The sequence below is a fragment of the Pelomonas sp. Root1217 genome (assembly GCF_001425705.1).
In the GTDB taxonomy this organism is placed as follows: Bacteria; Pseudomonadota; Gammaproteobacteria; order Burkholderiales; family Burkholderiaceae_C; genus Pelomonas.
This window is the reverse complement of record NZ_LMDC01000012.1, coordinates 584,303-603,705: the sequence shown is the minus strand read 5'-3', so window position 1 is coordinate 603,705 and position 19,403 is coordinate 584,303. Positions and strand designations below refer to the sequence as shown.

Genomic DNA, 19,403 nt, shown 5'->3' with positions numbered 1-19,403 from the left:
CTGCCAAAAGTAATGGGGATTGACGGCAAAAACGAGTCAGCTTACCTGCCCCGTTTTGCTCGCAGATTGCTGGCTCGCCCCGGCTTGCGCGTTTTCAGTTCTTCAGCGCGCGCGCCAACCGCGCGCCGACGATCGCGTTGTGCTTCACGAGGGCGATGTTGGTCGTCAGGCTGCGGCCGCCCGTCAGCGCCTTGATGCGCGCCAGCAGGAACGGGGTGATGGCCTTGCCGGTGATGCCTTGCGTGTCGGCTTCCGCCAGAGCCTGGGCCGTGATCGCGTCAATTTCCTCGCGCAGCATGGCCTGGGCTGCCGGCACCGGGTTGCTGACGACGACACCACCGTTCAGGCCGAGCGACCATTTGGCGCGGATGAACCGGGCCTGGCTCTCGGCATCGTCCATGCGGAAGTCCGCCTTCAAGCCGCTGTCGGGCGTGAAGAAGGCAGCAAAATTGTCCTGGCCGACCGACAGCACCGGCACGCCGTGGGTCTCCAGGTATTCCAGCGTCAGGCCGAGGTCGAGGATGGACTTGGCGCCCGCGCAGACGACCGCCACCGGCGTGCGCGCCAGCTCCTGCAGGTCGGCCGAGATGTCGAAGCTCTCATGCCCGCCGCGATGCACGCCGCCAATGCCGCCGGTGACGAAGACCTCGATGCCGGCCAGGTGGGCGCAGATCATCGTCGCGGCCACCGTCGTGGCACCGAGCCTGCCCGTGGCGATGGCAAAGGGCAGGTCCCGGCGGCTGAGCTTCATGGCGTCGGGCGCCTGGGCCAGCTGCTGCAGTTCGGCGTCGGTCAGGCCGACGCGGATGCGCCCGCCGATGACGGCGATCGTGGCCGGCACGGCGCCCTCGATGCGGATGACGTCCTCGACCTCGCGCGCCGTCTGCAGGTTCTGCGGCCAGGGCATGCCGTGGGCAATGATGGTCGATTCGAGGGCCACGATGGGCCGGCCCTCCTCGTGGGCGGCGGCGACCTCGGGCGAGAGCTGGATCAGTTCGTTCATCTTCTATCGTTCTTCCAGAAAGCGGGGGGTCAGTTCGGGGTGGACGCTGTCCTCGGTCTGCAGCGTCAGTGCAGCGAGGTCCAGGCCCAGCCGGGCGGCGGCGTCGAAGTCGTCGGGCGCGCGCAGCAGCGAGGCGCAGACGCCGGCCGACAGCGCGTCGCCGGCACCGGTCACGTCCACGACATGCACCTGCGGCGCCGGCCAGTGGCGTGGTGCGCGGCCCGGCGTGCTGAGCAGCAAGCCGTCGGCGCCCTTGGAGACCAGCACGCAGCCGACACCGCGTGCGTGCAATGCATCGAAGGCCTCGTTCGCGTCTGCCGCGATGGTGGCCAGTTCACCGGCATTCATGACGAGCAGGTGCAGGCCGTCCAGGTGCTCTGGCAGTCTTTCCATCTTGGCTTCGGACACCGCCACGCCCACCAGCGGAATGCCGCTGGCTCGCGCCTCGCCGAGCAGCAAGGGCCAGGCGTCCGTGGGCAGGTTGCCATCGGCCACGACGAGGGCGGCGCTGGCGCGCATGGACTTGCTGGCCGCCAGCGCCCAGGGGTTCAGGCTCTCGACCAGCGGCATTGAGGCCAGGCCCAGTTCCAGGCTGCCGTCTGGCGCGAGCACGGCGGTGTAGCTGTCGCTGGCATGGCGACGCAGCCGGATGACCGCGCGCGTGTCAATGCCGACCTGTGCGGCCTGCTCCAGCAGCATGCGCCCGCCAGCGTCGTCGCCCACCGTGGCAACCAGCGCGACCGGCAGGCCCAGCCGCGCCAGGTTCTCGGCGACGTTGCGCACGACGCCACCAGGGGTTTCATGTGACTCGCAAGGGTTGGACGAGCCGTGCAGGGAGTTGGACAGCAGCCTGAGCTTGCGGTCGATATTGAGGCCGCCGATACAGACTATGGGGGCGGCGGAGGTGTTCATTGCCCGATTCTAGGAAGTCACCCGCCGCGCGCCCCAGGGGCTTGCGCTAGGAACCATGCCGCCGTCGCGTCCGCCAAGGCCTGCACCACCTGCGCATCATTGCGCCCGCTGCGCGCCCTGACTTGGAAGGCGTGGTCGGCGTCATCCTCGATGTGCAGCGTGGCCTGATCGCCCAGGCCCTGGACGACGCCCTGCAGCAACGCCAGTTCAGCCAGCTCGTCGCGCGTGCCCTGCAGGAATAGCATTGGTACGGCGACCTGCGCCAGGTGCGCCGCCCGGTCAATGCCCGGCTTGCCGGCCGGGTGCAGCGGAAAGCCCACGAACACCAGCCCGCGCACGCCCGGCATCGCCTCGGCCGCCTGGGCCTGCGAGGTCATGCGGCCACCGAAGGACTTGCCGCCGGCGAACAGCGGCGTGTCGGGCAACCGCTGGCGCGCCGCCGCCACCGCGGCGCGAACGGCGGCGTGCGCCACAGCGGGCGAGTCGGGGCGCTTGGAGCCGCGCTCCATGTAGGGAAACTGGTAGCGCAGCGTTGCCACCGATTGCTGCAACAGCGCCTGCGACAGGTCCGCCATGAAGCTGTGATGCATGCCGGCACCCGCGCCGTGCGCGAACACATACAACGCCAGCGGTTGTGGCGGCTGCCACCACAGCGCGGGCACGGTGGTGTCGTCGTCGACCTTCAATTTGAGGGGTTCGGGAGGACTCATTCGCGCAGCTTAGTGCGCTAGAGTCGCCCGCGGTGCGGCGCTACGCCGCCCACGTCGCTCGGACGGTTCCGGGCGCTCACGTGAACACTGCCAATGACTTCCTCTTCTTCCGCCTCGAGCGGCAAGCGCCGCTTCGCGCGCATCGACCGTCTCCCGCCCTACGTCTTCAACATCACCGCCGAGCTCAAGCTCGCGGCCCGCCGACGCGGCGAAGACATCATCGACATGAGCATGGGCAACCCCGACGGGGCCACACCGGCGCACATCGTCGCCAAGCTCAACGAGGTGGCCCAGCGGCCCGACACCCACGGCTACTCGGCCAGCAAGGGCATCCCGCGCCTGCGCCGCGCGATTTCGCACTGGTACCAGCGCCGCTACGGCGTCGCCATCGACCCCGACCACGAGGCCATCGTCACCATCGGCTCCAAGGAAGGCCTGGCCCATCTGATGCTGGCCACACTCGACCGCGGCGACACCGTGCTGGTGCCTGACCCCAGCTATCCCATCCACATCTACGGCGCCGTCATCGCCGGCGCCGACATCCGCGCCATCCCGGTATCCAGCGAGGTGGACTTCTTCGCCGAGCTGGAGAAGACCATCCGCGGCAGCTACCCCAAGCCCAAGATGATGGTCTTCGGCTTCCCGTCCAACCCCACCGCGCAGTGCGTGGACCTGGCCTTCTTCGAGCGCGTCATCGCACTGGCGAAGAAGCACGACATCCTGGTCGTGCACGACCTGGCCTATGCCGACATCGTCTACGACGGCTATGTCGCGCCATCCATCATGCAGGTGCCCGGCGCCAAGGACGTGGCGGTGGAGTTCTTCACGCTGAGCAAGAGCTACAACATGGCTGGCTGGCGGGTCGGCTTCATGGTCGGCAATCCTGACCTCGTCGCCGCGCTGGCGCGCATCAAGAGCTATCACGACTACGGCACCTTCACGCCACTGCAGGTCGCGGCCATCGCCGCACTTGAAGGCGACCAGCAATGCGTGCAGGACATCGCCGCCAGTTACCAGCGCCGCCGCGACGTGCTCTACAAAGGGCTGATCGAAGCCGGCTGGCAGGTGGACTGCCCCAAGGCCAGCATGTACATCTGGGCGCCTATCCCGGAGCCCTACCGCGAGCTGGGTTCGCTGGAGTTCGCGAAGCAGCTGCTGGAGAAGGCCAAGGTCTGCGTGTCACCCGGCATCGGCTTCGGCGACCACGGCGACGGCCATGTGCGCTTCGCGCTGATCGAGAACGAAGCGCGCATTCGCCAGGCGGTGCGGGGGATCAAGGCGATGTTCAAGGCGGATGGGGTGCTCAAACCCTAGTGGCAGCCGGCCTGCGTGCGCAGCCAGGCCAGCGCGCGCAGGCCGGCGTCTTCGTCGCTCGCATCCTCGACGGGCGGGGCGAGTCCCTTCGGGAACGTCCGGCCATGCCGGTCGGCCATCTCCGAGGTCATGACGAAGGCCACCATGCCGTCACCGAGCGGGACGTTCTGGTTGGACGTGGCGAAACCGCCCGTCCTGCGGCCGAAGAATTCAGTCTGCGGCCGGCCTGAAAAAGCCACGGCGATCGCCTCGCCGGAACTGGCAGTCTTCGGGCCGAGGAGCACGGCCACCGGCAGCCTCGCCACGTCATCGCGCCAGAGGCCGGTTCCATCGGTCTCTCGTTTGTAGATCGTCCAGGGCGGGCCCGGCTTGAAGGCGCCCACCACGGCGTCGGCGCCAAACAGCGGGCCCAGCCCCTCCAAGCCCGGCCACATGTTGCCGCCCTCATGGCCAGTGAGATCGACGACGAAGCCGCAGGCGCTCGCGTCCTGCCCTTGCGCCAGGCCCGCCTGTATCGCGCTCGCATAGTCCTGAGCTTCCAGGCCGCCCATGGCTGCCAACAACGGAATGGTGAGCCAGCCCACCACGCGCTGCTCGCTCAGCGCCTGTAGCCGCGACTGCGGTGCGCGATACGGCACCAACTGGCCGTTGGCGGTCAGCCGACCCTGTTCGTCCAGCACGGTGACCCAGCTGTGCCTGTCGCCGAGAGCCTTGAGGATGATCTGGACACCCGGCAACGCGTCACGGCGGGTGCTGCCGTCGATGACGGCGGCCAGAGCCTGCGCCGTCGCGAAGGGCCAGTCGACTTGCGATGCTAGCTTGGCCCGCGCCTTGACCTCGCGCAGGGCCGTGTCAAGCGCGTCGATGGTGGGTGTGGCCACCATCGCCCGCAGCGCCCTCGTGTTGGCGCGGGCCGGGCCGGCCAGCAAATCCGCGTCGCGAAAGCGTGCGCCGCCGCGAACGACGATGCGGTAGCGCACGGTCTTGACGAGGCTTTGCCCGCGCGCCGCCTGCGCAAGTTGCTTCCAGCTGTTTGAGGAAGCCACGCAATCGGTCTCCACGCGGTCCACCCAGTCAGCGTCGCCAAGCGAAGGGAAGCCAATCTCCAGGCTGACGCAGCTCTCGCCTTCCGCCGTGAACGCGACCGCGAGGATGAAGGCGTCGTCACGCTCCGAGGCCTCCAGCGGCTGGATCAGTTCGAGTGTCGAGTTCTCGATCCACGCACCCGGCGAGTCCGCGTCGCGCGCCGTCACCGCCCGCATATCGGCCGACTTGCGCATCGTCCATTCACGACCACCGAGCGACAACACAGGATCGGCGGCATGCGCTGATGCACACAACAGCAGCGCCATCCAAGCCGCTGATCGGATTGCTCTCATACGCCCTCCCTGGGCCGTCTATTCGCGTTTCACAATGCGCCGCTGGTTCTTCGCAGCGTGCGCCGACAGGAACGATTTTGAGACACAACGACCCCCTCCCTCCGCAGGCCTGCATCCTCGACCTCGACGGTACATTGATCGACACACTGAGTGACTTCGTCGCCGTGCTGGGCAGCGTTCTGTCCGACCTCGATCTGCCGCCCGTCACGCGTGACTTCATCGAGCACACCATCGGCCGCGGCAGCGAGCACCTGGTGCGCACGACGCTGGCCAAGGTGGGCGGCGAGCCGGCTTTGTTCGAGCAAGCCTGGCCGCTCTACCAGCAGCACTACGCCGGCCTGAATGGCGAGCATGCGACCGTCTACCCGGGCGTCGTCGAAGGGTTGGAGGCGCTGCGGGCGCTGGGCCTGCCACTGGCCGTACTGACCAACAAGCCGGGCGCGCCAGCGCGCGAACTGCTCAGGCGCAAGGGCCTGGATGGTTACTTCACCCACGTCTTCGGCGGCGACGACTTCGCGCGCAAGAAGCCCGATCCGCTGCCGCTGCTCAAGACCTGCGAGGCGTTGGGCACACCGCCCTCAGCCACCTGGATGGTGGGCGACTCACGCAACGACGCCGAGGCCGCGCGCGCGGCCGGCTGCCCGCTGGTGCTGATGATTTACGGCTACAACCATGGTGAGGACATCCGTTCCGTGCCGGCGCTGCAGCATCTGGGCCGCCTGGACGAGATCCAGTTCGGCTAACTGAGGCTCATTGCCTGCTGCGGGCCGAGCGCCGGGCCTGCCATGGGCCAGAGGCCCATGGCCTTCCGTAGGCACAAGCAGTCCGCAGGGACTGCTTGTGTCCGACTCCAGTTCACCAAGCCGGCCCGGGGCTCCGTTTCAGCGGCGGCGTTCGCGCTTGATGCCCAGCAGGGCTTCTTTCAGCGCATCGTCGGCCGGCTTGTCGCCCAGCCAGATGCGCAGCAGCGCGGTGAAGAACTCGGGCTCCTTGATCGGCTCGCTCAACAGCGACTTGCCGTTGACCAGCAGCGTCGACCCGAGCCCGGGTACATAGTCGACCGTGAAGTTGTCGCCGCTGTTGAGCTGCTTGCGGCTGGCGAAGACTTCACTCAACTTGAGCACGCCATTGATGGACTTGACGAACTCATCACGCGGCGCATTGGCTTCCATGCCCTTGGTGAAGAGCTTGCCGAGTTCGTTGCCGTCGATCTCGCGCAGCATCTGGATGTGGATGCGCTTGGGGCCAGGCGCTGCGAGCACCTCGGGCGTCGTGCTGACCTTGTGGGTCAGGTACAGCCCCGCCGTGTAGACCTTGACGACAAACTTGTAGCGCACGCCGGCGCCGTTGAGCACCAGCTTCTGGCCCGCCAGGTCCATGGCCGTCTCGTACTTCACGTTGGCCACCTCGACCGTCTCGGCCCAGGCGCTCCCCCCGCTCAGACTGCCCACGGCTACCAGGGCCGCGACGATGAATGCGCGCATGTCTCGCTCCGTTGCTGTGCCGCGATGGCGGCATCTTCGTGAGCCGAAGTATGGCGTGTCAGGCCCAAAGACCCGCTGATACACTGATCCGATCATGTTCATCACGCGGAAGTACATCACGGGGTCGAGCGACCGGGGAGCCTGGCCCTGGCGTCGCTGGTTCGCCGCCGACTGATGCTGCTTGGCGCGCCCTGACGCGCTTTTTCTCGCGTTGCCCGTTCTCCACCGGGCTGCACGCCAAGCCCTGAAAACTGTCTTTTCAAGGTTTGACCGTGATCACCGAACTCGAATTCCAGAGCCTCGCTGCCGAGGGCTACAACCGCATCCCGCTGATCAGCGAGGCCTTTGCGGATCTCGAAACCCCGCTGTCCCTCTACCTCAAGCTGTGCTCTGGCTCCGGCCAGGGCCGCAACAGCTTTCTGCTGGAGTCCGTCGTCGGCGGCGAGCGCTTCGGGCGCTACTCCTTCATCGGCCTGCCGGCCCGCACGCTGATCCGCGCAACGGGGCAGCATTGCGAGGTGCTGACCGACGGCGCCATCATCGAGACGCACGAAGGCAACCCGCTGGACTTCATCGCCGCCTACCAGGAACGCATCAAGCCCAAGATCCCGACGGGTCTGCCGCGCTTCTGCGGTGGTCTGGCGGGCTACTTCGGCTACGAGGCGGTGCGCGCCATCGAGAAGCGCCTGGACCGCGATCACGCGGGCGAGAGCCTGGGCACGCCGGACATCCTGCTGCTGCTGTCCGAGGAGGTCGCCGTCATCGACAACCTGTCCGGCCGCCTGTATCTCATCGTCTGGGCCGATCCGCGCCAGCCCGAGGCCTATTTCCGCGCCAAGAAGAAGCTCTCGCAGCTGCGCGACAAGCTGACCTATTCGGTGAGCGTGCCGCGCGTGCCGCGTGGCGAGTCGCATCCGGTCACACGTGGCTTCGCCAAGGCCGACTACCTGGCCGCCGTGGCCAAGGCCAAGGATTACATCGCCGCCGGCGACCTGATGCAGGTGCAGGTGGGCCAGCGCATCTCCAAGCCCTACAAGGCCGAGCCGATCGCGCTGTACCGGGCGCTGCGGGCACTGAACCCCAGCCCCTACATGTACTTCTACGACCTGGGAGACTTCCAGATCGTCGGCGCCAGCCCCGAGATCCTCGTGCGCGAGGAGCATGCCGTGGACAGTGAAGGCAAGGGCAGCCGCAAGGTCACGATCCGCCCGCTGGCCGGCACGCGCCCACGCGGCTCGACGGTGGAGCGCGACCTGGAACTGGAAGCCGAGCTGCAGGCCGACCCCAAGGAGCGCGCCGAGCACCTGATGCTGATCGACCTGGCGCGCAACGACATCGGCCGCATCGCCCGCGTCGGCAGCGTCAAGGTGACGCAGTCCTTCGCCATCGAGCGCTACTCGCATGTGATGCACATCGTGTCCAACGTCGAAGGCGTGCTGCGGCCCGAGGTCGGCCAGCTGGACGTGCTCAAGGCCACCTTCCCCGCCGGTACGCTGACCGGTGCGCCCAAGGTGCGGGCCATGGAGCTCATCGACGAACTGGAGCCCGTGCAGCGCGGTATCTACGGCGGCGCCTGCGGCTACCTGAGCTTTGCCGGCGACATGGACCTGGCGATCGCCATCCGCACCGGCATCATCAAGAACGGCATGCTGTACGTGCAGGCGGCGGCCGGGGTTGTGGCGGATTCAGTGCCTGAGCTGGAATGGCAAGAGACAGAGGCGAAGGCGCGCGCTTTGCTGCGCGCCGCCGAACTCGTCGAGGAGGGCTTCTAAATGCTGCTGATGATCGACAACTACGACAGCTTCACCTTCAACCTCGTCCAGTACTTCGGTGAACTGGGCGCCGACGTGAAGGTGGTGCGCAACGACGAGATCACCGTGGCGGAGATGGCGGCGCTGGACCCCGCCCACATCGTCTTCTCGCCCGGTCCCTGCACTCCCAATGAGGCCGGCGTCTGCGTGGAGGCCATCCAGCATTTCATCGGCAAGAAGCCGCTGCTGGGCGTGTGCCTGGGCCACCAGTCCATGGGCCAGGCCCTGGGCGGCAAGATCATCCGGGCCCAGCGCCAGATGCACGGCAAGGCCAGCACGATCACGACCGACCAGCGCGGCGTCTACACCGGCCTGCCCAAGGATTTCTCGGTGATCCGCTACCACTCCCTCGTCATCGAGGAAGCGACCTGCCCGCCGGTGCTGGAGATCACGTCGCGCAGCGAAGATGGCGAAATCATGGGCGTGCGCCACCGCGAACTGGCCGGCACGGCCACCCCGCTGGAAGGCGTGCAGTTCCACCCCGAGTCCATCCTCAGCGAGCATGGGCATGCGATGCTGCGCAACTTCCTGGAGTTGAAGGCATGAGTGACTACGCACCTTCCTCCAGCGGTGCGGCGACCGGCATGGTCGTGGATCTGCGCAGCGACACCGTCACCCGGCCGACGCCGGCCATGCTGGAGGCGATCAAGGCGGCACAAGTCGGCGACGACGTCTTCGGCGACGACCCCACCGTCAATGCGCTGCAGGAGCGCGTCGCCGCCCTGCTCGGCAAGGAGGCCGCCCTCTTCATGCCAAGCGGCACGCAGAGCAACCTCTGCGCCCTGCTGGCCCACTGCGGCCGTGGCGACGAGTACATCGTCGGCCAGTTGGCCCACACCTACCGCTACGAAGGCGGCGGCGCCGCAGTGCTGGGCAGCATCCAGCCCCAGCCCCTGCCCAACCAGCCCGACGGCACGATCCGGCTCGAAGACATCGCCGCCGCCATCAAGCCCGACGATCCGCACTTCGCACGCACGCGGCTGCTGGCGCTGGAGAACACCTGGAGCGGCAACGTGCTGTCCACGCAGTACACCAACGCCGCCTGCGAACTGGCTCACACGCGTGGCCTGGCCACGCACCTGGACGGCGCCCGCCTCTTCAACGCCGCGGTCGCCACGGGACGCAGCGTGGCGGACCTGGCCCGTCCCTTCGACTCGGTGTCGCTGTGCTTCAGCAAGGGCCTGGGCGCGCCCATCGGCTCCATGCTGGTGGGCTCGCGCGAGCTGATCGCCCGCGCCCACCGCGTCCGCAAGATGGTGGGCGGCGGTCTGCGCCAGGTCGGCCTGCTGGCGGCCGCGGCCGACCATGCGCTGACCCACCATGTCGCGCGCCTGGCCGATGACCACGCACTGGCCAAACGCCTGGCCGAGGGGTTGGCCGCCTTGCCGGGTGTCACGGTCACGCCACCGCAGACGAATATCGTCTTCGCCCAGGTCAGCGACGGCCGCACGCCGGCCCTGCTTGAGCATCTGAAGTCGCGCGGCGTGCTGGCCACGGGGCTGATCGGTCTGCGCTTCGTGACCCATCTGGATGTCGACGCCGCCGGTATCGACCACGCCCTGGCCGCCGCCCGCGAATTCTTCGAGAAAGCCTGACCACCATGGCCATCACCGACACCGAAGCCCTGACCCGCGTCATCGAGCATCGCGAGATCTTCCACGACGAGATGCTGACGCTGATGCGCCGCATCATGGCCGGCGAGATGTCGCCCGTCATTTCGGCAGCGCTGCTGACCGGCCTGCGCGTGAAGAAGGAAACCATCGGCGAGATCACTGCCGCTGCGCAGGTCATGCGCGAGTTGAGCAACAAGGTGCCCTTGCATGAGATTGGGCCGCTGCCGCATCTCGTCGACGTCGTCGGCACCGGTGGTGATGGCGCGCACAGCTTCAACATCTCCACCTGCTCGATGTTCGTCGCAGCGGCAGCCGGCGCCCAGGTGGCCAAGCATGGCAACCGGAGTGTGAGCAGCAAGACCGGCAGCGCCGATGTGCTGGAGGCCCTGGGCGCGAACATCCAGCTCAGCCCGCGCGCCGTGGCCGCCTGCCTGGACGAGTGCGGCATCGGCTTCATGTTCGCGCCCAACCACCACCCGGCGATGAAGAACATCGCGCCGGTGCGCCGCGAGCTCGGCGTGCGCACCATCTTCAACATCCTGGGCCCGCTGACCAACCCGGCCGGCGCGCCCAACATCCTGATGGGCGTCTTCCACCCCGACCTCGTCGGCATCCAGGTGCGCGTGCTGCAGCGCCTGGGCGCCGAGCACGCCCTCGTCGTCTACGGCAAGGACGGCATGGACGAGATTTCGCTGGGCGCAACGACGCTGGTCGGCGAGCTCAAGGATGGCGCCGTGCGCGAGTACGAGATCCATCCCGAGGACTTCGGCATGGCCATGGCCAGCAACCGCAGCCTCAAGGTCGAAAACCCGGAACAGTCGCGCGAGATGCTGGTCGGCGTGCTCGATGGCAAGCCCGGCCCAGCGCGCGACATCGTGCTGCTGAACGCCGGCGCGACGCTGTACGCCGCCAACGTGGCGCCGACGCTGGCAGAAGGCATCGCCCGCGCCCGCGCGGCGCTGGACAGCGGCGCGGCACGTGCCAAGCTGGATGGCTTCGTCAAGCAGACCCAGGCCCTCGGAGGTAAGGCGTGAGCGATATTCTCAAACGCATCGTCGAGGTCAAGTGGGAAGAGATCGCGACGGCCAAGCTCAAGCGCTCGCTGGCCTCACAGCGTGAGGAGGCAGAGGCTCGCAAGGGTGAGCGTCTGGGGTTCGAGCGTTCGCTGCGCGCCACCATCGCCGCCGGCCACGCCGCCGTCATTGCCGAGATCAAGAAGGCCAGCCCCAGCAAGGGCGTGCTGCGCGAGGACTTCAAGCCCGGGCTAATCGCCGAGAGTTATGCCCGCAACGGTGCGGCCTGCCTGAGTGTGCTGACCGACGAGCGCTTCTTCCAGGGCTCGGCCGCCTATCTGCGCGAAGCCCGCGCCGCCTGCGAGCTGCCGGTGCTGCGCAAGGACTTCATGGTGGACGAGTACCAAGTCATGGAAGCCGGTGCGATGGGCGCCGACTGCATCCTGCTGATCGCCGCCTGCCTGGCCGACTCACAGATGGCCGATCTTGAAGCTGCCGCGCATGCGCTGGGGCTGGACGTGCTCGTTGAGGTGCACGACGGCGAGGAACTCGACCGCGCGCTCAAGTTGAAGACGCCGCTGGTGGGCATCAACAACCGCAACCTGCGCACCTTCGACGTGACGCTGGACACGACGCTCTCCCTGCTGCCGCGCGTGCCGGCCGACAAGCTGCTGGTGACCGAATCCGGCATCCTCGGCGCGGCGGACGTGAAGCGCATGCGCGAGGCGAACGTCAACGCCTTCCTCGTCGGCGAGGCCTTCATGCGCGCGCCCGACCCGGGCCAGGCGCTGGCAAACTTGTTCGGATGAAGCTCCCGCTCGAGATTCCCGACACCGACTGGCGCCCCGTCGTCGAAGCCTGGGCCGCCTCACCCGCCGGCCAACGGCTGCAGGCCTTCCTGGCGGAACGGGTCGCGGCCGGCGCCACCATCTATCCGCCCGAGCCGCTGCGCGCGCTGACGCTGACACCGCTCAGCGCAACCCGGGTCGTCATCCTCGGCCAGGACCCGTACCACGGCCCCGGCCAGGCCGAGGGTCTGTGCTTCAGCGTCGCCGAAGGCGTGCGGCCGCCACCCAGCCTGCTGAACATCTTCAAGGAGATAGAGCGCGATCTCGGCGTGCCGCGGCCCAAGCACGGCAGTCTCGTCAATTGGGCCAAGGGTGGCACGCTGCTGCTGAACGCGGTGCTGACCGTGGAAGACGGCCAGCCCGCCAGCCACGCCAACCGCGGCTGGGAAGTGCTGACCGACGCCCTCATCAAGGCGGCAGCTGAGGACGCAGCGCCGAAGGTCTTCATGCTCTGGGGCAGCTACGCCCAGGCCAAGGCGCCGCTGATCGAGGCGGCACGGCAGGACCATCTGGTGCTGAAGGCCAACCACCCCTCGCCGCTGTCGGCACTGAAGCCGCCGCGGCCTTTCATCGGTTGCGGGCATTTCTCGACGGCCAAAACCTGGCTGGAGGAGCGCGGGCGGGGCGCGCCGCGCAAGAGCTGACCGGTTTTCAAGCCGCGGATTGTTCCGCTGGCAGCAACTCGCCGTTCTCTCTGCCCCGCTTTTTCTCGCGGCGCGCAATTCCTACAGTGACAACCTATCGGCACACCCCGCTCGGCGGTGGTCGACCAGGAGAGTCACCATGAACAACACCCGATCCATCTCCACGCTGATCACCGCCGCGACGGCTGTCGCAGCGCTGGCGGCGGGCATGTTGCTGGCTATCAGTGCCCCAGCCCCGTCGGCCGAAGACTTCGGTCCGGCGGCCGTGGTCGCCAGCAGCGCGGCCGACGAGGCCTAAGCGGCAAAACTGCCCTCAGCTCGTCGTACAGCGCAGCTTCAGCCCGCCCATCGCCTCGCGACCGATCAGCTCGACGACCCAGTCGACGAACACCCGCAGCTTGCTGCTGAGATGGCGGTTGGGCGGGTAGACGACATAGACCGGCACCGGGTCGGCATCCCATTCTTCCAGCACCCGCACCAGTTCGCCGCTCTTGAGCAGCGGGCCGGCCATGAAGCAGGTCACCTGCACGACGCCCAGGTGGGCCAGGCCGGCATTGAGATAGGCATTCGCATCGTTCACCGCCAGGATGTGGTTGCCCGCCACCTCCACCTCTTCCTCGCCGCGGCGGAAGGTGTCTGGCATGACCTTGCCGCTGCGCGCCGAGAAATAGCCCACCATGCGATGCGGCGCCTGCATCAGCTCCAGCGGATGGGCCGGCGTGCCGTGGCGGCGCAGGTATTCAGGCGTCGCGCAGGTGATGAAGCGGAATTCGCCGATGCGCCGCGCGACCAGGCTCTGGTCGGTCAACTCGCCGCCACGGATCACGCAGTCGATGTTGTCGCTGATCAGGTCCACCGTGCGATCGCTGACGCCGAGTTCGATCTGGATGTCGGGGTACTTGGCGTAGAAGTCCGGCAGGTGGGGAATGATCATTTCCCGGCCCACCACACCCGGCACGTCGATGCGGATTCGGCCCCGCGGCGTCACCCGGGCCTGGTTCATGCTGCCTTCCAGCTCCTCCAGGTCGCCCAGCAGGCGCATGGCGCGCTCGTAGTAGGCGGCACCGTCGGGCGTCACCGTCACGCGCCGCGTCGTGCGGTTCAGCAGCTTGGTGCGCAGATGGCCTTCCAGCGTCTGGATCAGGCGCGTGACGGTGGCCTTGGGCAGGTCCAGCGAGTCGGCCGCCTTGGTGAAGGTGCCAGCCTCGACGACCCGGACATAGGCTTGCATCGCGTTGAGTCGGTCCATGACTTCATTGTTCCACGGCAAGGAAAAGTGAGTCACTTTCAAGGCCGTTTATCCCTAGGCCGTTGATCACTATCTTTCGGTCCATGGACAAGATCGCCTCCCCTGCCACTTTGCGCCTCGGCCCTGCGCCTGGCCTCGTGGCCCAGGTCTACACGGCACGCCGGCCGCTGGACGGTGACGGGCGCGCGCTGCTGCTGTGGCTGCACGGCGGCTGCTTCACGGACGGCTCACTCCAGGCCAGCCGGGCCCGCAGCGAGATGCTCGCCGACGCGGGCGCCGATGTCGTCGCGCTGGACTATCCGCTGGCGCCTGAGCACCCTTTCCCCAGCGGCCTGAGCGCCGCCTTCGAGGCCCTGCAGGCCCTCGCCGCCAAGCCGGCCAGGCTGACCGGCAGCCCGCACACCGCCCTGTTCGTTGCCGGCGAGGAAGCGGGCGGCAACCTCGCCGCAGCGCTCGCGCTGATGGCGCGCGACCAGCACGCACCCAAGCTCGCTGGCCAATTGCTGATTGCGCCCATGCTGGACCCGCAACTCGGCAGCGCCTCCATGCGCGACGGCGAATGCGGCGGCTGTGAATGCCACTACGCCAAGGGCTGGCAGGCCTATCTGGGCGGCAGCACGCGCGCCGACCACCCCTATGCCGCGCCGCTGAACGCCAGCCGGCTGAGCGGCCTGGCGCCCGCGCTGATCCTCAGCGCCGCGGGCCACCCGCTGAGCGACGAGTCGCGCCGCTATGCCATTGCACTGCGGGAGCAAGGCGGCGCCGCCAAGGAGATGACGCTGCCCGCCGTCGCACCGGGCTATGCGCTGAATCCCATCCACGAATTCCTGCGTGAGGCGGCCCGCCGCGCGCTGTCCCTTCCCGCCTGATCCCTGCCTGATTGACCTTCGGAGAGAAATAGAAATGCAGTCCACCCCTCGTCTCAATCGTCGTGCCGGCCTGATCGCTGGTGCTGTCGCACTCGTCGCCCTGGGCGGCGTGGGCTTCGCCCAGTTCGGCTCGGGCGCGGCCCAGGCCAACTCCGCTCCCGCGGCGCCACCGGCGACGCCGGTGTCCGTCGCTCAAGTCGTCAGCCAGGATGTCTCGGCCTGGAACGAGTTCTCGGGCCGCCTAGAAGCCGTGGAGCGCGTCGATGTGCGGGCCCGCGTGTCGGGTGCCGTGCAGGCCGTGCATTTCCGCGAGGGCAGCCTCGTGAAGGCAGGCGACCTGCTCGTCACCATCGACCCCGCGCCCTACCAGGCCGAGGTGGCGCGCCTGGAAGCACAGGTGGCCGCCGCCCAGGCCCGCGTCACCTACACGCTCAGCGAGGCACAGCGCGCCAAATCGCTGTTGGAAGAGCGCGCCGTGGCCCGTCGCGAGTTCGACGAGAAGGACAACGCCGCCCGTGAAAGTGCGGCCAACCTGCGCGCTGCTCAGGCCGCGCTGCAGTCGGCCCAGCTGTCCTTGAGCTACACCCAGGTGCGTGCACCGGTGGCCGGCCGGGTCGGCAAGATCGAGGTGACACAGGGCAACCTCGTCGCCGCCGGTGCCGGTGCACCGGTGCTGACGACGCTGGTGTCGGTCAGCCCGATCTACGCCAGCTTCGATGCCGACGAGAAGGTGGTGCGTGAGGCCCTGGCCTCGCTGCCTGGCGGCGCCGCTGAGCGCAAGGGCATGGAGCGCATCCCCGTCGAGATGCTGTCAGGCAGCGACAAGAGCCAGACCGGCCGCCTGCAACTCGTCGACAACCAGGTGGACGCCCGCAGCGGCACGCTGCGCGTGCGCGCCGTGTTCGACAACAAGGACGGCGGGCTGATCCCCGGCCAGTTCGCCAAGCTGCGCATGGGCCAGGCGAAGAACGAACCGGCCCTGCTCGTCAACGAGCGCGCCGTCGGCACCGACCAGGACAAGCGTTATGTCATCGTCGTCGGCCAGGGCAACCAGGCCGAGTGGCGCGGCGTGACGCTGGGGGCGAACGTCAACGGCCTGCGCGTCGTGACCAGTGGCCTCAAGGGCGGCGAGCGCATCGTCGTCGGCGGCGTTCAGCGCGTGAGGCCGGGTTCGGTGCTCGCGCCCAAGGACGTGGCCATGGACGCCAAACCCGAACTGGCCGCCCAGCAAGCTGCCGCAAAGATCTCCTGATCTAGCCCCCAATCCCACCGCAGTCCCGTGCTGCGGGCCGGTTCAGCCGGCCCGCGGGGGGCGTGCTGTCTGGAGCAAACATGAATCTCTCCAAATTCTTCATCGACCGCCCCATCTTTGCGGGCGTGCTGTCGCTGCTGATCTTCATCGGCGGCCTGCTGTCGATCCGCGCGCTGCCGATCTCGGAATACCCCGACGTCGTGCCGCCGTCCGTCGTCGTGCGCGCCCAGTACCCCGGCGCCAACCCCAAGGTCATCGCCGAGACGGTGGCCACGCCGCTCGAGGAAGCCATCAACGGCATCGAAGACATGCTCTACATGAGCAGCCAGGCGACGACTGACGGCCTGATGACGCTGACCGTCAGCTTCAAGCTCGGCACCGACCCCGACAAGGCCCAGCAGCTGGTGCAGAACCGCGTCAGCCAGGCCGAGGCGCGCCTGCCCGAGGAGGTCAAGCGCCTGGGCGTGACGACGGTCAAGAGCAGCCCCGACCTGACCATGGTCGTGCACCTGACCTCGCCCAACGAGCGCTACGACATGACCTACCTGCGCAACTACGCGCTGCTCAACGTCAAGGACCGCCTCGCCCGCATCCCCGGCGTGGGCCAGGTGCTGATGTTCGGTTCGGGCGACTACGCGATGCGCGTCTGGCTGGACCCGCAGAAGGTCGCCGAGCACGGCCTGTCGGCCAGTGACGTCGTGACCGCCATCCGCGGCCAGAACGTGCAGGCCGCGGCCGGCGTGGTCGGCGCGTCGCCCGGCTTGCAGGGAATCGACCTGCAGCTGTCCGTCAACGCACAGGGCCGCTTGCAAACGGCCGAGGAGTTCGGCGACATCATCGTCAAGAGCGGCGCCAATGGTGCCGTGACCCGCCTGCGCGACCTCGGCCGCGTCGAGCTCGGCGCCAGCGAATACGCGCTGCGCTCGCTGCTGGACAACAAGTCCGCCGTCGCCGTGCCCATCTTCCAGGCCCCGGGGGGCAATGCGCTGGACATCTCGGCCAATGTGCGCGCCGCGATGGAAGACCTGAAGACGGCCATGCCGGAAGGCGTGGAATACACCATCGTCTACGACCCGACGCAGTTCGTGCGCGCGTCGATCGAGTCGGTCATCCACACGCTGCTGGAAGCCGTTGCCCTGGTGGTGCTGGTCGTCATCCTGTTCCTGCAGACCTGGCGCGCCTCCATCATCCCGCTGCTGGCCGTGCCGGTGTCCATCATCGGCACCTTCGCGGTCATGCACGGCTTCGGCTTCTCGATCAACGCACTGAGCCTGTTCGGCCTGGTGCTGGCGATCGGCATCGTCGTGGACGACGCCATCGTGGTGGTCGAGAACGTCGAGCGCAACATCGCCTCGGGCCTGTCGCCGCGCGAGGCCACCTACCGCGCCATGCGCGAGGTGTCAGGCCCCATCATCGCCATCGCGCTGACGCTGATTTCGGTGTTCGTGCCGCTGGCCTTCATCACGGGCCTGACCGGCCAGTTCTACAAGCAGTTTGCCCTGACCATCGCCATCTCGACGGTGATCTCGGCGATCAACTCGCTGACCCTGTCGCCCGCCCTGGCCGCCCTGCTGCTGAAGAGCCACGACGCCCCCAAGGACGCGCTGACCCGCGCCATGGACGCCGTGCTGGGCCGCTTCTTCGGCGGTTTCAACCGGCTGTTCTCAAGCGGCTCGGCCAAGTACGGCAGCGGCGTGAAGACGCTGATGTCGCGCAAGGCCGTGATGATGGTCGTTTACCTGGTGCTGGTCGCTGCCACCGCTGGCCTGTTCAAGGCGGTGCCCGGCGGCTTCGTGCCTGGCCAGGACAAGCAATACCTGATCGGCTTCGCCCAGCTGCCTGATGGAGCGACGCTGGACCGCACCGAGGACGTCATCCGCCGCATGACCGACATCACGCTGAAGACGCCGGGTGTCGAACACGCGGTGGCCTTTCCCGGCCTGTCGATCAACGGCTTCACCAACAGCTCGAGCTCGGGCATCGTGTTCGCGACGCTCAAGCCCTTTGACGAGCGTAAGTCCAAGGACCTGTCGGCCGGCGCCATCGCGGGCAAGCTGAACGCTCAGTACGGTGCCATCGAGGACGCCTTCATCGTCATGTTCCCGCCGCCGCCCGTGCAGGGCCTGGGCACGACGGGCGGCTTCAAGCTGCAGCTGCAGGACCGCGGCGGCCTGGGCTACGAGGCGATGGACCAGGCGCTCAAGGGCTTCATGGCCAAGGCCTACAAGACGCCAGAGCTCGCCGGCCTGTTCTCGAGCTACCAGGTCAATGTGCCGCAGTTGTTCGCCGACCTCGACCGCACCAAGGCGCGTCAGCTTGGCGTGGCCGTGACGGACGTGTTCGACACCATGCAGATCTACCTCGGCAGCCTGTATGTGAACGACTTCAACAAGTTCGGCCGCACCTACTCGGTCCGCGTGCAGGCGGACGCCGCCTACCGCGCCCGGGCCGAGGACATCGGCGCACTGAAGGTGCGCTCGAGCACCGGCGAGATGGTGCCGCTGGCCGCGCTGATGAAGGTCACGCCCAGTTTCGGGCCGGAGCGCGCGCTGCGCTACAACGGCTTCCTGGCCGCCGACATCAATGGCGGCGCCGCCCCCGGCTTCTCGTCGGGCCAGGCCCAGGCCGCCGTCGAGCGCATTGCCGCGGAGACCCTGCCTCCGGGCATCGGTTACGAGTGGACCGACCTGACCTACCAGGAAAAGATCGCCGGCAACTCGGGTGCGTGGGTCTTCCCGCTGGCCATCCTGCTGGTGTTCCTCGTACTGGCCGCGCAGTACGAGAGCCTGACCCTGCCCATCGCCATCCTGCTCATCGTGCCCATGGGCCTGTTGGCGGCGATGACGGGCGTGTATCTCAGCCATGGCGACAACAACGTGTTCACGCAGATCGGCCTCATCGTGCTGGTGGGCCTGAGCGCGAAGAACGCCATCCTGATCGTCGAGTTCGCCCGTGAGCTGGAGTTCGCCGGCAGAACGCCGATGCAGGCCGCGCTGGAGGCGGCGCGGCTCAGACTGCGTCCCATCCTGATGACGTCAATGGCCTTCGTCATGGGCGTGCTGCCCCTGGTGCTGTCCACCGGCGCCGGCGCCGAGATGCGCCAGGCCATGGGCATCGCGGTGTTCGCCGGAATGATCGGCGTGACGCTGTTCGGCCTGTTCCTGACGCCGCTGTTCTACGTCATCGTGCGCCGCGTCACCGGCAATGCACCGCTGCGCCACCACGGTGGCCAGATCGCCGCTCCTGCCGCACCCACGCAGCCCGTCATCGACGCCCTGCCGCAACGAGGAAAGTGATCAACA

18 protein-coding genes are annotated in these 19,403 nt (G+C 67.8%); 12 read left to right on the top strand and 6 right to left on the bottom strand.

From position 1 onward, the window contains the following. Nucleotides 1-94: 94 nt before the first annotated feature. The 3 genes from ASC95_RS11735 to ASC95_RS11725 are packed head-to-tail and all read right to left on the bottom strand — an operon-like array spanning nt 95 to nt 2,625. Nucleotides 95-1,003: a pseudouridine-5'-phosphate glycosidase gene (locus ASC95_RS11735; protein ID WP_057297872.1), complete on the bottom strand. Its 909-nt coding sequence runs from the start codon at nt 1,001-1,003 to the stop codon at nt 95-97. 3 nt (nt 1,004-1,006) lie between these two features. Continuing rightward, entirely contained in the window at nt 1,007-1,915 is a 909-nt protein-coding gene (locus tag ASC95_RS11730) for a carbohydrate kinase family protein (protein WP_057297871.1), read from the bottom strand. Nucleotides 1,916-1,932: 17 nt separating this feature from the next. Next, nucleotides 1,933-2,625, bottom strand: coding sequence for an alpha/beta family hydrolase (locus ASC95_RS11725; protein WP_057297870.1), 693 nt, complete (start codon nt 2,623-2,625; stop codon nt 1,933-1,935). Between the two features lie 93 nt (nt 2,626-2,718). Here ASC95_RS11725 and alaC point away from each other — a divergent pair, with 93 nt between their 5' ends. Further along, the gene (gene alaC / locus ASC95_RS11720) at nt 2,719-3,939 is read left to right on the top strand and encodes an alanine transaminase (RefSeq protein WP_057297869.1); all 1,221 of its coding nucleotides are present in this window, start codon (nt 2,719-2,721) and stop codon (nt 3,937-3,939) included. On the opposite strand, the gene ASC95_RS11715 is transcribed toward alaC, so the two are convergent. Then, nucleotides 3,936-5,291, bottom strand: a complete 1,356-nt coding sequence (locus tag ASC95_RS11715; RefSeq protein ID WP_162250760.1) for a S41 family peptidase — start codon at nt 5,289-5,291, stop codon at nt 3,936-3,938. The two genes, alaC and ASC95_RS11715, sit on opposite strands and share 4 nt — an antisense overlap. A 101-nt stretch (nt 5,292-5,392) precedes the next feature. Here ASC95_RS11715 and gph point away from each other — a divergent pair, with 101 nt between their 5' ends. Beyond that, a complete protein-coding gene (gene gph / locus ASC95_RS11710) occupies nt 5,393-6,061 on the top strand; it encodes a phosphoglycolate phosphatase (RefSeq protein WP_057298354.1) in 669 nt (222 codons plus the stop codon). A 138-nt stretch (nt 6,062-6,199) separates the two neighbouring features. On the opposite strand, the gene ASC95_RS11705 is transcribed toward gph, so the two are convergent. Further along, complete coding sequence (locus ASC95_RS11705; RefSeq protein ID WP_056191702.1) at nt 6,200-6,802, bottom strand: chalcone isomerase family protein; 603 nt, start codon at nt 6,800-6,802, stop codon at nt 6,200-6,202. 272 nt (nt 6,803-7,074) lie between these two features. On the opposite strand from ASC95_RS11705, the gene trpE reads away from it, so the two are divergent. The 7 genes from trpE to ASC95_RS30600 all read left to right on the top strand — a co-directional run bounded on the left by trpE (nt 7,075) and on the right by ASC95_RS30600 (nt 13,029). Next, entirely contained in the window at nt 7,075-8,574 is a 1,500-nt protein-coding gene (gene trpE, locus ASC95_RS11700; RefSeq protein ID WP_057298353.1) for an anthranilate synthase component I, read from the top strand. Further along, a complete protein-coding gene (locus tag ASC95_RS11695; protein WP_057297867.1) occupies nt 8,575-9,159 on the top strand; it encodes an aminodeoxychorismate/anthranilate synthase component II in 585 nt (194 codons plus the stop codon). It abuts the gene before it with no gap. Further along, nucleotides 9,156-10,208 (top strand): low-specificity L-threonine aldolase, encoded by a 1,053-nt coding sequence (gene ltaE, locus ASC95_RS11690; RefSeq protein WP_235537900.1) that lies wholly within the window; start codon nt 9,156-9,158, stop codon nt 10,206-10,208. Before ASC95_RS11695 ends, ltaE begins: the two co-directional genes overlap by 4 nt. A 5-nt stretch (nt 10,209-10,213) precedes the next feature. Next, on the top strand, nt 10,214-11,260 hold the full coding sequence (trpD, locus tag ASC95_RS11685) for an anthranilate phosphoribosyltransferase (protein ID WP_057297866.1): 1,047 nt from the start codon (nt 10,214-10,216) through the stop codon (nt 11,258-11,260). Beyond that, nucleotides 11,257-12,048, top strand: coding sequence for an indole-3-glycerol phosphate synthase TrpC (gene trpC, locus ASC95_RS11680; protein WP_057297865.1), 792 nt, complete (start codon nt 11,257-11,259; stop codon nt 12,046-12,048). Before trpD ends, trpC begins: the two co-directional genes overlap by 4 nt. Beyond that, a complete protein-coding gene (locus ASC95_RS11675) occupies nt 12,045-12,731 on the top strand; it encodes a uracil-DNA glycosylase (RefSeq protein ID WP_057297864.1) in 687 nt (228 codons plus the stop codon). The genes trpC and ASC95_RS11675 overlap by 4 nt, the downstream gene beginning before the upstream one ends. A 139-nt stretch (nt 12,732-12,870) precedes the next feature. Beyond that, on the top strand, nt 12,871-13,029 hold the full coding sequence (locus ASC95_RS30600) for a hypothetical protein (RefSeq protein ID WP_157256194.1): 159 nt from the start codon (nt 12,871-12,873) through the stop codon (nt 13,027-13,029). A gap of 15 nt (nt 13,030-13,044) precedes the next feature. On the opposite strand, the gene ASC95_RS11670 is transcribed toward ASC95_RS30600, so the two are convergent. After that, a complete protein-coding gene (locus tag ASC95_RS11670) occupies nt 13,045-13,980 on the bottom strand; it encodes a LysR family transcriptional regulator (RefSeq protein WP_057297863.1) in 936 nt (311 codons plus the stop codon). Between the two features lie 83 nt (nt 13,981-14,063). Here ASC95_RS11670 and ASC95_RS11665 point away from each other — a divergent pair, with 83 nt between their 5' ends. The 3 genes from ASC95_RS11665 to ASC95_RS11655 all read left to right on the top strand — a co-directional run bounded on the left by ASC95_RS11665 (nt 14,064) and on the right by ASC95_RS11655 (nt 19,397). Then, nucleotides 14,064-14,849: an alpha/beta hydrolase fold domain-containing protein gene (locus ASC95_RS11665; protein WP_057297862.1), complete on the top strand. Its 786-nt coding sequence runs from the start codon at nt 14,064-14,066 to the stop codon at nt 14,847-14,849. A 34-nt stretch (nt 14,850-14,883) separates the two neighbouring features. Next, nucleotides 14,884-16,101, top strand: coding sequence for an efflux RND transporter periplasmic adaptor subunit (locus tag ASC95_RS11660; RefSeq protein WP_057297861.1), 1,218 nt, complete (start codon nt 14,884-14,886; stop codon nt 16,099-16,101). Between the two features lie 80 nt (nt 16,102-16,181). Further along, nucleotides 16,182-19,397 (top strand): efflux RND transporter permease subunit, encoded by a 3,216-nt coding sequence (locus ASC95_RS11655; RefSeq protein WP_057297860.1) that lies wholly within the window; start codon nt 16,182-16,184, stop codon nt 19,395-19,397. Nucleotides 19,398-19,403: the final 6 nt, after the last annotated feature.

Excerpts from the sequence above, each read along its gene's own strand:
- ASC95_RS11695 (WP_057297867.1), top strand. The coding sequence starts at position 8,575 with ATGCTGCTGATGATCGACAACTACGACAGCTTCACCTTCAACCTCGTC.
- trpD (WP_057297866.1), top strand. The coding sequence starts at position 10,214 with ATGGCCATCACCGACACCGAAGCCCTGACCCGCGTCATCGAGCATCGC.
- ltaE (WP_235537900.1), top strand. The coding sequence starts at position 9,156 with ATGAGTGACTACGCACCTTCCTCCAGCGGTGCGGCGACCGGCATGGTC.
- ASC95_RS11660 (WP_057297861.1), top strand. The coding sequence starts at position 14,884 with ATGCAGTCCACCCCTCGTCTCAATCGTCGTGCCGGCCTGATCGCTGGT.
- ASC95_RS11655 (WP_057297860.1), top strand. The coding sequence starts at position 16,182 with ATGAATCTCTCCAAATTCTTCATCGACCGCCCCATCTTTGCGGGCGTG.
- ASC95_RS11665 (WP_057297862.1), top strand. The coding sequence starts at position 14,064 with ATGGACAAGATCGCCTCCCCTGCCACTTTGCGCCTCGGCCCTGCGCCT.
- ASC95_RS11725 (WP_057297870.1), bottom strand. The coding sequence starts at position 2,625 with ATGAGTCCTCCCGAACCCCTCAAATTGAAGGTCGACGACGACACCACC.
- ASC95_RS11670 (WP_057297863.1), bottom strand. The coding sequence starts at position 13,980 with ATGGACCGACTCAACGCGATGCAAGCCTATGTCCGGGTCGTCGAGGCT.
- ASC95_RS11705 (WP_056191702.1), bottom strand. The coding sequence starts at position 6,802 with ATGCGCGCATTCATCGTCGCGGCCCTGGTAGCCGTGGGCAGTCTGAGC.
- ASC95_RS11715 (WP_162250760.1), bottom strand. The coding sequence starts at position 5,291 with ATGGCGCTGCTGTTGTGTGCATCAGCGCATGCCGCCGATCCTGTGTTG.
- ASC95_RS11730 (WP_057297871.1), bottom strand. The coding sequence starts at position 1,915 with ATGAACACCTCCGCCGCCCCCATAGTCTGTATCGGCGGCCTCAATATC.
- ASC95_RS11735 (WP_057297872.1), bottom strand. The coding sequence starts at position 1,003 with ATGAACGAACTGATCCAGCTCTCGCCCGAGGTCGCCGCCGCCCACGAG.
- ASC95_RS11675 (WP_057297864.1), top strand. The coding sequence starts at position 12,045 with ATGAAGCTCCCGCTCGAGATTCCCGACACCGACTGGCGCCCCGTCGTC.
- ASC95_RS30600 (WP_157256194.1), top strand. The coding sequence starts at position 12,871 with ATGAACAACACCCGATCCATCTCCACGCTGATCACCGCCGCGACGGCT.
- alaC (WP_057297869.1), top strand. The coding sequence starts at position 2,719 with ATGACTTCCTCTTCTTCCGCCTCGAGCGGCAAGCGCCGCTTCGCGCGC.